The following is a 14,548-nucleotide window of genomic DNA, read 5'->3' as shown; positions in this document are numbered from 1 at the left end:
GTGGGGTGGCTGTGGTGGTTGGAGTTGGCGACGGTGAACTGCCGCAGTGGTCCGAAGTGGGCCTCGATCGGGTTGGCCCAGGATGCGTAGGTGGGTGGGCGGAGGAGATACGCGTAATAACCGCCAATTCACAGCAGAGCGTGACGCTCAAATACGGTGAGTATGCGTACGCTCCGTTATCTGACCCTGGCCCTGCTACCGGGATCGTCGCTGTTTATGGTGGCCGCTTCAGGCGGTCGGGCGTGAGGCGGTTGGTGTGGCGTCGCTGGAGCGGACGGCGTATCCGAGGTTCAAGAGGCTGATCTCGGAACGGGAGTTGCGGGAGTTCCTCACGCCGTCGGCGGAGGAGGTGGCGTGGGCTCGTGAGCGTACGCATGACCGCCCGGGCCGGGTCCTGGCGCTGCTGGTGATGCTGAAGTCCGCGGCACGGCTGGGCCGTGTCCCCAAGCTCGGGGAGATACCCGAGGTGGTCGTGGCCTATGTGCGCGATCAGGCGGGGCTCGCTGTGGGGACGGTGCCAGAGGCTGACTCCGAGCGGAGCGAGGAGCGCTACCGTTCCGCCGTACGCGAGCGTCTGGAGCTGAAGCACAGGCCGGGCGAGGCCCGCGCGGTCGCGGGGGCGGCAATGCGGGCGGCGGCGCCGGTGAAGGCGCATACCGCGGACTTGGTGAACGTGGCGCTGGAGGAGTTGGTCCGGCAGAAGGAGCGGCTGGAGCTGCCAGCGTTTTCCACCCTGGACCGGATGGCTTCCCGTATCCGTTCTGAGGTGGAAGCCTCGCAGTGCGAGGCGATCGTCGCGAGCATGAGTGACACGGCGCGGGAGCGGGTCGCGGGCATGCTGGAGGTCGCCGAGGGCGAGTTCCAGAGCCTGTTCGCGTGGGTCAAGCAGCCCGCCCGGCGGGCGACGTGGTCGCGGTTCAGGGCCCATGCGGAGCGGATGGAGAAGGTGGACGGGCTGGGAGATGCCGTCTTCTGGGTGGGGAAGACGCCGCCGGCGAAGGTGGCCGCGCTGGCCGAGCAGGCGAGGGCGCTGTCGGTGGGCGAGATGAAGGACATCGCTGAGCCCCGCCGCACCGCGATGACCGTGTGCCTGCTCGCGCAGGTGCAGGCGGCGGTGCGGGACGAGACCGTGGTGATGCTCTCCAAGCGCATGTCCCGGCACCTCAAGCGGGCCCAGGAGGAACTGCTGGAGATCGAGAAGCGGCAGAAGGAGACTACCGAGCAGCTCCTGGCCACCTTCCGGGACGTGCTGACCGCCCTGCGCGGCAGCGGCGAGGCCGCTCCCGGCGCGTGGGAGGGGGAGGCGTCGCTGGATGACCTGCTGGCGCTGAAGAACGCCCGGACAGCGATCGAGACCGCGGGCGGGTTCGAGGCCCAGCTGGCGGAACTGGAGGCCCTGGACGCCTACCGGGGCAGCAACTACACGGCGCTGGTGGAGCGCTTCTTCAAGCCGGACCGGCCGACCATGTTCAAGACCGCCCGCCGTCTGTCGTTCACCGCCACCTCGACCGACCGCAGCGTGCTGGACGCGCTGGACCATGTCCTCGCTCACCAGCACCTCACCCGGCCCCTCGTGGCGGACACGCATCCCACCCTCAGGGACGAGAACGGGGAGTTGGTACGACTGGACCTGTCGTTCGCGCCGAAGATGTGGCTGAAGACCGTCTACTGTCGTGAACAGCCGGGGATGCTGGTCCGCCGCCATTTCGAGGCAATGGTGTTCGCCTGTCTCGTGGAAGAGCTCCGCTGCGGTGATGTCGCCGTGATCGGCGCCGAGGACTACGGTGACTGGACCCGCATGCTCCTGCCCTGGGAGCAGTGCGAGCCCAAGCTCGCGGGCTTCTGCGAGCAGACCGGCCTCCCCGGCACCGCGAGTGAATTCACCGTTCGGCTGCGCGAGCAGCTCACCGCGATCGCGGAAAACGTGGACGCCGGGTATCCGGACAACAAGGACCTCACCATCGGCCCGGTCACCGGCGTCCCCTCCCTTGCCGTACGCAGAGCAGGCGAGCGCACCGCCTCCGCAGAGAAACTGGAACAAGCTCTCTCCGAACGGCTTCCCGCCCGCAGCGTGCTGGAGCATCTGGCGCGGGCGGCACACTGGACGGACTGGTGGAAACGGCCCGGCCCGCGCTCAGGCAGCGAGCCGAAGCTGAAGGAACCCCTGCCGCGCTACGTGACCACCGCGTTCGTCTACGGCTCCGGGCTCGGCCCTGCCCAGGCGGTGCGCCACATGCGGGGCAGCGTGACAGCGCACGAGCTCGGCGCGATCGCGAAACGCCACTTCACCATCCTGGTCCTCAACCGGTGCGGAGCTGACGTGGTCAACGCCCATGCCGGCCTGGACCTGACGGCAGCGTGGGGTGACGGGTCGGTGGCGGCGGTGGACGGCACCATGATGGACACCGTCATCGACAACCTCCTCGCCGAGACCTCGATCCGCTACGGCGGCTACGGCGGGATCGCCCACCACCTCGTCTCCGACACCTACGTCGCGCTCTTCTCCCGGTTCATTCCCTGCGGGGTGTGGGAAGCCGTCTACCTCATCGACACGTTGCTGTCGAACGAGTCGGAGGTCAAGCCGGAGACCGTACACGCTGACACCCAGGGACAGTCCTTCCTGGTCTTCGGGCTCGCCCACCTGCTCGGCATCGACCTGCTGCCGCGGATCCGCAACTTCCAGGACCTCACCTTCCACCGCCCCGATCCCCAGGCGCGCTACCGGCATATCGACGCGCTGTTCTCCGCCGATCCACGTACCTGCATCGACTGGCAGCTCATCGAGAACGGCTGGAAGGACCTCATGCAGGTCGGCCTGTCGGTTCGGGAAGGCACCGTGTCCTCCGTCACCCTCCTGCGGCGCCTGAACAACCACTCCCGCAAGAACCAGATCTACCGGGTCTTCCGCGAGGTCGGCCGCGCCGTCCGGACGATCGTTCTGCTCCGCTACCTGTCGGACCCACAGCTACGGGAGCAGATCACCAAGGCGACGAACAAGGCCGAGGCATACAACGGGTACACGAAGTGGCTCCACTTCGGCGGGGACGGCTACCTGCGCTCCCGCGATCCCGAACTCCAGGAGAAAGCCGTCAAGTTCCTGGACCTGATGGCCAACAGCATCATTTTCTCCACCACCGTTGACATGACCGACACACTGCGCCAGATGGCCGCGCAGGGTTGGGATCTGAGCCCCGACGACATCGCCGCGCTCAGCCCGCACCGTAGGGACAACGTGCTGCGCTTCGGCGACTACGACACTGCCAACCTCCACATCCCGCCCGGCCCGTACGACAGCGCGCTTCGCTTTCCTGCGGATGGCTTCTGACGGTACTCCTCAGATCCATGGGAGTCGGTGAAGAACGCGCAGGTAACAACTGAGGAAGAGCGCAGAATGCTCGGCGCCGACCTGGTCGATCCCGGCACCGGCGGCTGGGGACGGACGACGTAGCCGCTTCAGCCGCGCTCACCACCCCAGCTCGCGTCCGTCCACCGCGAACAGCGCGATGTTCCGCTGGCAATCCGGCGACATTGCCCGTGACGTCGCCCACGGCAGGAACCTTCACAAGATTTACACGCTTCTTGGTTCCAACGGCTGTGATTACGTTGAAGATTGTCCGCAGGGCGGGTGCAGCGATCAAGGAATCGCATAACTCGCGGCACCGCTAATCCAGTTGTCCCAGCCGCATCAATGCGATGGTAGATCGACAAACAACCAATCAAGCCCCGAACGACTCTCGACAGGACGGCATGCGAGGAGAGTCCGTCCTGGTCGCCCCCGTTCTGCTCCTGGAAGGTGAAGCCACATGGGATCCGCTCGTCGAGTCGCATCTGCCGCAAGGCACTGCTCCGCAGACCCCGAGGGCAACGCGGTGGCTGTCATGCCGACTCCGTCGCGGCCGCGCCGAAGATGATCCCCGTCTTCGGAGGCGGGAATCCGAGGAAGGGCACCACGTTGCTGCGGGCCCACTCCTGGGCGCGGACCGCGTCGGGGTACCTGGCCTCCCACATCTAGCTGAACTCGACGAGGCGAGCAATGGCTTCGCCCTCGTTGACGGTGAGTCGTGGCATGGGCACTGAGCGGTGGGCACCACCGGACACCCCGCTCACCGAGTCGTTGAAGCAACTAGCAAGCGGAAAACGCTTCGGGGCCGCAGAACAAGGTCAGGCGCGAGCCCCCCGAGAGGACGTCCAACGTGAGTGAGATATGCAACCATGTCGGCGGCTCGACCACCGGTCATCGAGCACTGGTGTCTGCCGACGAGCCTGACGGCATTCCGCGTGTGGACCAGGTCGGCACTCTGCCCGCCTCGTTCGCACAGGAACGACTGTGGTCGCTCGACCGCACACAGTCGGGGAACCCTGCCTGCAACCGTCCGATCGCGGTCCGGCTGCGTGGCCCGCTTGTAGTGGCCGCTCTGGCCGAAAGTATCCAGGACATCATGCGGCGGCACGAAGCTCTGCGCACCACGTTCGACGTGGTCGGCGGAGAGGTTCGCCAGGTGATCACCGACCACGTCGATGTGGCACTGGCCGAAATCGACCTCACCGGTCTGCCGGGCGACGAACGCGAGTCACATGTCGAGCAGGCCATCGTCGACGATGCGCACGAGCCGTTCGACCTGACGAAGGGGCCGGTGATCCGGGCGAAGTTGTTCCGGCTCAGCCCCGAAGAGCATGTGCTGTTGTACGACATCCACCCGATCGCCAACGACAGCTGGTCAGTGGACGTCTTCTCCGCCGAGCTGGCGGAGGGCTACAACGCGCGCGTCGGTCAACGGCCTGCGGCCCTACCGGAATTGCCGGTGCAGTACGCGGACTACTCAGTTTGGCAACGACGTCGGATGGCTGAGCAGACACTGACCGGGCAACTCGACTTCTGGCGATCCCAGCTGGACGGTTGTGAGGGGCTGGACCTGCCGGTCGACAGGCCGCGGTCGAACGAGCTGTCGCCGCTCGGCGGCGTGGCACATCTGGACTTGCCGGCGGACGTCATCGATAGGTTGAGGGCGTTCGGCAGGTCTGAAGGCGCGACGTTGTTCATGACTCTGACAGCCGCGCTGGACGTGCTGCTGCTCCGTTACACCGGTCAGTCGCACATCGCAGTCGGCACGGCGGTCACAGACCGAAACGCGGCCGGGTTGCAGAACCTGATTGGATCCTTCTCCAACGATGTGGTGATCCGGGCAGACATGTCCGGGGCCTCCGGGTTTCGCGACGTGCTGCGCGACGTCGCGGCAGCGGCGAGGGCCGCGTACGAGCACAGCGATATGCCGTTCGATCTGTTGGTGGAGCATGTTGCACCGCATCACGATCCCAGCCGCAACCCGCTGTTCGACGTGTACTTCACGCTGGACGAGAACCCCAGGACACCGCCGATATTCACCGGCCTGCGCACTGAGGCCGTCGTCCCCGGCTTCACCACGGTAAAGCACGATCTCGCCTTCACCGTGCGGACCGACGGCGACCGCCCGACGCTGCAGTGCACATACAGGACTGCCCTGTACGATGCGGAGACCGCGGACGCGATGCTGCGGCACTACCGGACGATTCTGGCGTCCGTGCTGGCCGACCCGGACCGGCCGGTCACCGAGATCGATGTGATGGACGACGCTGAGTGGCGCCGGGTGCTGGTGGAGTGGAATGACACTCTGCAGCGGCTGCCCACAACGGTGTGCCTGCACCAACTGTTCGAGCGGCGCGCCGACGGACAGCCGGAGCGGGTCGCGGTGCGCTCCGGCGCGCGGGCGGTGACCTACCGTGCGCTGGAGGAACGGGCCAACCAGATCGCGAATCGGCTGGTGGCAGGTGGTGTCGGGCCGGGTGTGGTGGTCGGTGTCTGTGTGCCGCGCGGTCCGGAACAGGTCGCCGCCGTACTCGGCGTACTCAAGGCCGGCGCCGCGTACCTGCCCCTGGACCCCGACTATCCTTCCGACCGGCTGGATTTCATGCTCAAAGACGCGCGGACCTGGGGCGTGGTCACCGTCGAGGCGCTCCGGGAGCTGGTCAGCGAGCCTGGTCGGGGCCTGCTGCTGGTCGACGCCCCGGACCTGAGCGCCGAGTCGGTGGCCAGACCACCGGCGAAGGCGACGCCGGACGATCTGGCCTATGTCATCTACACGTCCGGGTCGACCGGCGAGCCCAAGGGCATCGCGCTGCGACACCGGGGTGCTGTCAACAACTTCTGTGACTTCAACGAGCGGTTCGGCATCGGCCCCGGCGACGCCGTGCTGGGTGTTTCCTCTCTCAGCTTCGACATGTCCATCTACGACGCGCTCGGCATGCTCGGTGCGGGCGGTACCCTCGTCCTGCCGGAGCCGACGGCGACGAAAGACCCGGTCAGGTGGCTGGAACTGCTGCAGGACGACAAGATCACCGTGTGGCACTCGGCACCGGCGCTGTTGGACCTGGTCCTCGACCGGCTGTCCGACGGTGGGGGCGGGCTTCCGGACCTGCGGCTGGCACTTCTTGGCGGTGACTGGATCCCGGTCACCATGCCCGACAGGCTGAGGGTCCAGGCACCCGGCGTCCGCTTCGTCTCCCTCGGCGGCGCAACGGAGTCGTCCATGGACTCCACCATCTACGAGGTCGTCGAGACCGATCCCGCGTGGGCGAGCATCCCGTACGGCCGCCCCATGGCCAACCAACGCACCTACGTGCTGGACGCCAACCAGCAGCCGGTGCCGCCCGGCGTGCCCGGCGAGCTGTACTTGGCCGGTGCGGGCCTGGCCAAGGGGTACCTGCACCGGCCGGAGCTGACCGAGGAACGGTTCGTGACCCGCACGTTCGCACCTGGTTTCACCGAGCGGCTCTACCGGACCGGTGACCGCGTCCGGCAGCACCGAGATGGCCACCTGGAACTCCTCGGCCGGGTCGACTTTCAGGTCAAGGTGCACGGTCTGCGAATCGAGCCCGGTGAACTGGAAGCACTGTTGCGTCAGCACGAGGCCGTCTCCGAGGCAGTCGTGGTGGCCAGGGGCGAGCGCGGTGAAGCCACGCTGGCGGCGTTCTACGTGCCGGCCGACGAGGCAGCGCTGCCGAGCGAGGACCAGTTGCGCGGTTGGCTCGGCCGAAAGCTGCCAGCGTACATGGTGCCGGGGTTGTTCATGGCGCTCGACGCGCTGCCGACCACGCCGAACGGCAAGGTCGACCGACGGTCACTGCGTGAGCTGGACGTGACGTCGACCGGTGGCGGTGAGGCGCCGAGGGACGAGCTGGAAGAACGCGTCGCGGACGCGTGGCGGGCCATGCTCGGCGTCGAGAAAATCGGTATCGACGACAATTTCTTCTCCCTCGGCGGAGACTCGTTCAGCGCGATCCGGGCCATACGCGCGGTCGACGCGACGCTTCCCTTGGTCGAGTTGTACAGCCACCCGACCGTCCGCCAACTGGCGGCGCGGCTGCGTACCGGGTCCGGTGAGGCGACCGGTCTCCTGCATCGGCTCACGCCGGATCGCCTGACGGCGGTTTCGCTGTTGTGTGTACCGTACGGCGGGGGCAACGTCGTGGCGAGCCAACCGCTGGCCGACGCGCTGCCCGACGACTGGGCGCTGTGGTCGGTGGCGCTGCCGGGCCACGACACAGTGGCGCAGGACCGTTTCGTCTCCTACGACGAGGCGGCCTCGCGATGTGCCGAGGAGGCGATCGCGCGCGTCGCCGGGCCGATCGTGGTGTACGGGCAGTGCGCCGGTGTTGCGGTCGCGATCCGGTTGGCGCAGGAACTCGAAGCACGCGGCGCTGATGTGCGGGCTGTGTACGTGGGCGCCACGCTGCCCGATCCCGATCCGGAGGGGTCACTGCGTCGCTACCGTGAAGCCAGCGACGAGTTCGTGTACAGCCACCTGACATCGCTCGGCGGTTTCGACGGCATGTTGGAGTGGAGTGATGTCGAGCCGATCGTCCGGGCCGCCCGACATGATTCGGTACAGGTGGCCACGTTCTTCGCGACTGCCAGAGCGCTGCCGCCGCGGCCTTTGGACGCGCCGCTGCTGTGCGTGTTCGGCGATGCCGACCCGGCCACCGAGGGCTTCCACGACCGCTATCTGGAGTGGGCGCCGTTCGCCAGGGAGCTGCCGACCGCGCATGTCATTGAAGGCGGCAACCACTACTTCGTGCGTAACAACGCGGCCGCACTGGCCGCGCTGCTGCAGGCTGACTACTTCGGCGACTTCGACCAGGCGGCGGATCTCGCCATGGTCAATGAGGATCTGGCATGACCTCAGCGGTGAACGAACCGACCGACGAGCAACGCAAGGAAATGACATGAGCCGTTCTACACGGTCCGAGACCCGAGAACTGATGTCAGCAGGCATCGAACAGCTGACGGCTGAGGACCCTCAACTGCTTGATTTGCTGGACCGCGAGTATCGACGGCAGGCTCGCACCTTGTCCCTTGTGGCCTCGTCCAGTCTCGTCGCACCCTCGACCTTGGTGTCGCAGTCCACAGTGGCGGTGAACGTGACCGCCGAGGGGTATCCCGGGAAGCGGTACCACGCGGGATGCGCCGTGGTGGATGAGGTGGAGGCGCTGGCCGTGGACCGTGCCCGTGCCGCGTTCGGCGCACAGTATGCCAACGTCCAGCCGCACACGGCGAGCACGGCGAACTACACGGTGTTGTCATCGTTGATGAAACCGGGCGACACCATGCTCGGTATGGAACTGAGCCAGGGCGGGCACCTCACCCACGGCAGCCCCGCTGCCTACTCCGGTCAGTTCTTCAACGCCATCGGATACGGCCTTGACGAGTCGGGCACGATCGACTACGACCGGGTCGCGAAGCTGGCGGCCGAGCACCGGCCCAAGGTGATCGTGTGCGGCGCGACGGCCTATCCGCGCGTTGTCGACTTCGCCCGGTTTCGCGAGATCGCCGACGCGGTGGGTGCGTACCTGCTGGCCGACATATCGCACACGGCCGGCCTGGTAGTGACCGGTCTGCACCCCAGCCCGATCGACCACGCGCACATCACGACGACGTGCACACACAAGCAGTTGTACGGGCCGCGTGGTGGACTGATCCTGTCCGGTCGGGATGCGGACGCGCCGGCACCGAGAGGCAAGGGCACGCTGGCCGATTTCCTGCAACGGTCGATTTTCCCGTTTTCCCAGGGCGCGCCGGTGATGAACGCCATCGCGGCCAAAGCGCGTGGCCTGGCGCGGGTGCAGACAGCGGAGTTCCGCGCGCTGGCGAACCGAATCGTCGGCGATGCGGCGGAGCTGGCTCGGCAGTTGCAGCTTCGAGGGTACGACGTGGTGTCGGGCGGGACGGACAACCACATCGTTCTGATCGACCTGTCGGAACGGGGCATCAGCGGGCTGGTGGCCGAGCAGGCTCTGGAGAGCTGCCACATGACGGTGAACAAGAACCGAGTGCCGGGGGACCGGCGACCGGCATTGGTGACCAGCGGATTGCGCCTGGGTACGAACAGCGTGGCGTGCCAGGGGATGGAACCAGACGATATGGCCCAATGCGCGGATCTGTTCGACCGCGTCATCAGCTCGCTCGTGGCGGAAGACGATCGCAGGTACTCATTGCCAGACGGTCTGTCGGACGAAGTTGCCGGCGAGATCAAGAAGCTGTGCGAACGCTTCCCAGCCCCCGGATACCCGGCGCCTCGCACGTCGGCAAGCCCCGCGGCAGCGGCGGTCAGTCATGAATAATCCTGGAACATCCGAGCAGTTCGCAGCTGTGGTAGCCGGGCACCCAGAGGTCAGAGACACACAGATGGTCTCGCGATCGGGGGCTTGCGGGGTCACGCATACGATCGCCTACGTCAGTTGGGCGGCACCCGGGTCGGGTGGTGGGCCGAATCGACGGGTCGCCGAGTGGGCTGAGATCTTCGATGCCGTATACGGGTGGGCACCCGCTGGTCCGGATGCCACGCTCAATACGGCGGGCTGCACCGACAGCCAAACCGGCACGGAATATCCCGTCGATGAGGTGAGGGAAAACGTGGAGGCCACTGCGGCACGGATACTGGCGTTGCCGCATCAACGGGTGCTGGAGATCGGCTGTGGCACCGGCATGATCTTGTCCAGGGTTGCACCGTTCGCTCGAAGCTATGTCGGGATCGATCCCGCTAACGAGGGGCTCGCCCACATCAGGACCCGGCTGCTGGCCGAAAATCCGGAGCTTGCGGCACGAGTGACCCTGCGCAGCATGCTCGCCCACGAACTCGGCAAGCTCGGGGAGCAACGTTTCGACCTGATCCTGCTCAACTCGGTGGTTCAGTATTTTCCGTCCGTGGACTATCTGCTCGAAGTCCTCGACCAGGCGTTCGGGCTGCTTTCTCCCGGGGGAGCGGTATTCCTGGGCGACGTACGCAATCTCGCTCTGCTCGGGCCGTTGCATACCTCAATTCAGGTAGGCCGCGCCGGTGACCTCACCCACGAGGCTCTCCGAGGTCACGTACTCGACGATGCGTGGCACGAGCCCGAACTGGTCCTGGACCCGCGCCTGTTCTCCAGCCTCGGTGCTCGGCTGCCGGGGTTGACCACGGCCAAAGTGCTCCTCAAAGGCGGCACTGCCCGTAACGAGTTCAACGACTACCGCTATGACGTGGTCTTGTCCACCGCAAACGTGCCGTCCCCGATCACTCACTCAGTCCGATGGAGTGGACAGGGCGCCGACGAACTCGCCGACCTGTTGTCCGACGATATCGCCGTGCTGGACGTGCCGAACGCCCGGGTGCTCGCCGCCTGCGCGCAGTGGACAGAATTGGCGACTGGCAACGGGGAGAGCAGGCCGGACCAGGACGACGGAGTCAACCCTGCGGTGGTGCAGGCGTTGTCGGACCTGCTGCCGGGACGCCGGATCGAGGCTCGCTGGCCGCGTTCGGGCAAGCCGACGGCGTTCGATTTGGTATCCAGCCCCGCTGACGGTCCGGATCCTGGCTGCCCGCCAAACGGCGCTGCGAAGCCTTGGGCGGCATTCGCCAACGTGCCCGCCGACGGCAGTCGCCCTCGCCAGGTGGCCTCCCGGCTACGCGCCCACTGTGCAGAACAGCTTGCAACCGCGACCGGCCCTGCAGCAATCGTCGTCCGCAACACTCTGCCTGCTGACGATACGGGCCTTGACGATGCCGTGCTCGCCAGCCTGGCCCCAGCGTGCTGTGCACAAGAACCGCAGGCCCCCGGACTCAGCGGCCGACCGCACACCACAGCCGAGCAGACGCAAGGGGAAATCGGGTGACCACAAAGCAGTACCGAGAAGCCGAGTTCCACGAGTTGCCTGACCCGGAGACGGAGCCCACACCAGGCCAACGCGGCATGTGGGTTGCCGAGCAGACGGCTGGCGGCCAACTCTACGGCCTTGTGTTCACCACGCTGCTGACTGGTCCGTTCAGCCCGGCAGCGATCGAACGGGCGGTCGAGCAGACCGTCGCCGCGCACGGTGGTCTGCGTACCCGGTTCGTGGTGCGCGACGGCCGGCTGTCCCGGCTTGTAGAACCAGCGTGGCAGCCCAAGATCGAGCGGTTCCCGGTCCCGGCCGACAAGTTCGAGGCTCGGGTCCGTTCACTCGCCGACGGCGCGGCGCGGCGCGCATTTCGACTGACGGACGGCCCGCCACTGCGGTTCCTCCTACTGTCAGCCGGACCAGAACACAACGCCTTGGTCCTGCTCACTCACCACCTGTTGTTGGACGGCGTAGCCCTCAACCACGTGTTCGACGAGATCTTCGACCGGTACAGCCACCTCGTCGGCGGTCCGCCACCGCAGCCGCGTGCCACGGTGGATCCGGCCGAGCAGGTCAGGTACCACCAACGGCTGGCGACGACCGGTGAACTGGAGCGGCAGGAGAAATTCTGGGCCGAACGACTGGCGAGCATGCCCGCAGTCATCGAGCTGCCGGCGGACCGCGTCCGCCCCGGCCGCCGGAGCACGGCCGGCCGACGGCTACCGATCTCGTTCGAGCCCGAGACGGCTCGCGCCATCGACGAAAGGGCTCAGCAAGCCGGTGTGAGCACGTTCGTGCTCCTGCTGGCTGCGTTCGGTCTCGTCGTAGCACGGTATGCCGGGCTGACCGATCTGTTGGTCGGTGTGCCTATCGCCGCACGGCCCACGAAGGCGCTTCGTGAGTTGGTGGCCCAGTGCGCGCGCGTGGTGCCCGTCGCCATAACTTTGAACGACGACCAGCCGGTGACTGAGTTTCTCCGCGCAACGAAAGAGTCGCTCGCGGCCAGTCGCGACCATCCGGACGTCCCGTTGGAGACGCTGGCGCCGCGCTTCGCACCGCCCGGCGACACCAGCCGCAACCCGTTGGTGCAGGTGGTGTGCGGTCGGTATGACAAGGTGTTCACCTGGCAGCGCACAGTCGGCCCGTTGCAGGTGCGGCTCATCGAGGGGCACGCCGGCGCATCGCCGATGGACATCACTGTGGGATTTCAGGGCGAGCGACACGCTGGCACGGTGGAGTGGGCCGTCGGCGTGTGGACACAACGTGAGGCGGCTGCGTTCGTCGCCGCCTTCCACACCGCAGTCACCGAGCTGGTCACCGCCACGCTCGTCGGCGACGTTCGAGGTTGTGCCGCCCAGGACCCCGCGCCGGTCAGCGAGCGGCCAACCGAATCGACGCTGGACGAACTCGTGCTCGCCCGGTGCGCCGCCACGCCCGACTCCATCGTGGTGCGAGATACAGGGATGACACTCACCGGCAATGAACTGGCCACCGCGTCCGCCGCTCAGGCGGCCGCGTTGCAGGCGGCCGGGGTACGCGTCGGAGACGTGGTCGCGATCGGCCTGCTGCCGTCCGTAGCCGAAGTCGTAGCGGTACTCGGAGTACTGCGTACCGGAGCCAGCTACGTCGCCGTCCCGCCGGGCACGCCGTCATGGCTGATGGAGCAGGCTATGCCGGTTGCCGGCATCGGTGTTGTCGATGCGGGGGTGCCCGTCGTAGGCGGCTGGCCGAATCTCCCGGCCGCCACCGTCGCCCCGCCCCGTACCGACCCGGACCGGGCTGCCGCACTGGTCGGCACCGGGGACCGACGACTGATTCGGCTACCGCACCGGTCGTTGACCAGACTCATGTCCGTCGTCGACGGGCTCGGCGTCGATGCACGGATTCACCACGACAAGCCGCTGACGAGCGGACTTGCTGCTCTGGAACTATGGGGCCCACTGCTCCGCGGCGGCGAGTTGATCATCGGCCCCACCGAGCAGTCAATCACTGCGCGATATCTGCCGACAGAGATGTTGCGCACCGTTGCCGACCAGCCTTCGACCTTGATCGGCTTGAGCCATCTGCTTACCGGGCCCGACATGGTGCCGGTCGACTGTCTGTCCGCTGTGCTGGCTGCGAACCCCGGATTGCGGATCACTACGGTCTATGGTCACCTCGAAACGGGCAATTTTACGACAATGCGCGTAGTCGACAGAACCACACTCATGATCGGCAGCGGTGTGCCGGTCGGCAGACCCGGACCAGGGATGACCTGCCGAATCGTGGATAAGCTCGGTCGGCTCCTGCCAATCGGCGCCATCGGGGAATTGACCCTCTCCGGTCCCGCTGTGCTGGTCGAGTCGCCCCACGCGACGGGCGACCTGGCCCGATGGGACAGCCATGGTGAGCTGCGACTGCACGGTCGGGTCGAAAAGTCTGCATCGCGGTGCGCGACCAGCTGACGCCGTCGCCGCCCGGCAACCGCACCGAGGGATCGGCCGCCGACGCGCGGCCGATCTCCCGAGCCGCATGGTGAGACGGGCGCGAAGTGCCGACTCGGCCGATGATGAGGTCGTGGGCAGAAGGCCAAGGCGTGATCACGCCGCTGATCGTGCTGGGACTGGTCGGCGGAAGCCTCAACGTGCTGCGGACTCACCTACGGAAAGATCCGCTGGTCCAAGCCGCTACGGCTTCGCTACACCGCCGCAGGCGCCGCACTGACAGGCGCGACCTGCCTCCTCGCGCCAGCCCTCGGCACTCCTGCTGCACTGCTGGCGATACTTCTCGTCGGCCTCCCCCTCACACCCATGTTCGTGATCGATTACCTACTCGTAGACGAACGCCGCTCCCACCGGCAGACTGAAGCCAACGCCTGGCTCGGCTCTGGGCATGACATCGGCTCGGCGACTGGAGCAGCCGCCTGCGAGTGGCTTCTCACGCAGACAACCCCACGCCCGATCACCCTCGGACTCGCACTCGTTGCCGCCCTCGCAGCCGTCTGCGCCCTCCGGCTCTCCCCCCAGCCCGTACCGGAGAAGACCACAGCAGTACCGAGCACAGCCGTAACCGAATAGCCGTAACCCCATTGCCCCTTTCTCGCTTGGTCCGGTAGCCCGGCTGACGCACATGAGCGATAGCTGACAGCGAGAAGGCGTCCACTGGCAAGGCGGCCGAGAAGATGATGGGAATCACCGAAATTGAAAGATCTCTATCAAAGATCCTGGAAGTAACTACCCACAGTGACAGACCACGAGTAACTGATCCTCGTCCGCCCGGCAAAACAGCTCCTTGGGGGGTGGGGGGGGGGGGGGGGGGGGGGGGGGGGGGGGGGGGGGGGGGGGGGGGGGGGGAGGGGGGGTTGGGGCCGGGGGGGGGGGGGGGGGGGGGGGGGGGAAA

Annotated in this window: 6 protein-coding genes and 1 pseudogene; 5 read left to right on the top strand and 2 right to left on the bottom strand. The window is 66.9% G+C overall.

Annotated features, from left to right (window positions below; translation table 11 throughout):
- A pseudogene (locus ACZ44S_RS38815) lies at positions 1-95 on the bottom strand (transposase); the annotation flags it as partial.
- 161 nt (positions 96-256) lie between these two features.
- Between ACZ44S_RS38815 and ACZ44S_RS38810 the strand changes: the two are divergent.
- Positions 257-3,325, top strand: coding sequence for a Tn3 family transposase (locus ACZ44S_RS38810; RefSeq protein ID WP_466938146.1), 3,069 nt, complete (start codon positions 257-259; stop codon positions 3,323-3,325).
- Between the two features lie 551 nt (positions 3,326-3,876).
- On the opposite strand, the gene ACZ44S_RS38805 is transcribed toward ACZ44S_RS38810, so the two are convergent.
- Positions 3,877-4,008, bottom strand: coding sequence for a hypothetical protein (locus tag ACZ44S_RS38805; RefSeq protein WP_466938145.1), 132 nt, complete (start codon positions 4,006-4,008; stop codon positions 3,877-3,879).
- 185 nt (positions 4,009-4,193) lie between these two features.
- On the opposite strand from ACZ44S_RS38805, the gene ACZ44S_RS38800 reads away from it, so the two are divergent.
- The 4 genes from ACZ44S_RS38800 to ACZ44S_RS38785 all read left to right on the top strand — a co-directional run bounded on the left by ACZ44S_RS38800 (position 4,194) and on the right by ACZ44S_RS38785 (position 13,614).
- A complete protein-coding gene (locus ACZ44S_RS38800; protein ID WP_466938143.1) occupies positions 4,194-8,213 on the top strand; it encodes a non-ribosomal peptide synthetase in 4,020 nt (1,339 codons plus the stop codon).
- A 46-nt stretch (positions 8,214-8,259) separates the two neighbouring features.
- Complete coding sequence (locus tag ACZ44S_RS38795) at positions 8,260-9,654, top strand: serine hydroxymethyltransferase (protein WP_466938141.1); 1,395 nt, start codon at positions 8,260-8,262, stop codon at positions 9,652-9,654.
- A gap of 64 nt (positions 9,655-9,718) precedes the next feature.
- Entirely contained in the window at positions 9,719-11,185 is a 1,467-nt protein-coding gene (locus ACZ44S_RS38790) for a class I SAM-dependent methyltransferase (protein ID WP_466938138.1), read from the top strand.
- On the top strand, positions 11,182-13,614 hold the full coding sequence (locus tag ACZ44S_RS38785) for a condensation domain-containing protein (protein WP_466938136.1): 2,433 nt from the start codon (positions 11,182-11,184) through the stop codon (positions 13,612-13,614). The genes ACZ44S_RS38790 and ACZ44S_RS38785 overlap by 4 nt, the downstream gene beginning before the upstream one ends.
- Positions 13,615-14,548 lie beyond the last annotated feature (934 nt).

The sequence above is a fragment of the Streptomyces malachitofuscus genome (genome assembly GCF_055571035.1).
Note: the sequence above shows the minus strand (reverse complement) of the source record. Positions and strands in the feature narration are given on the sequence as shown.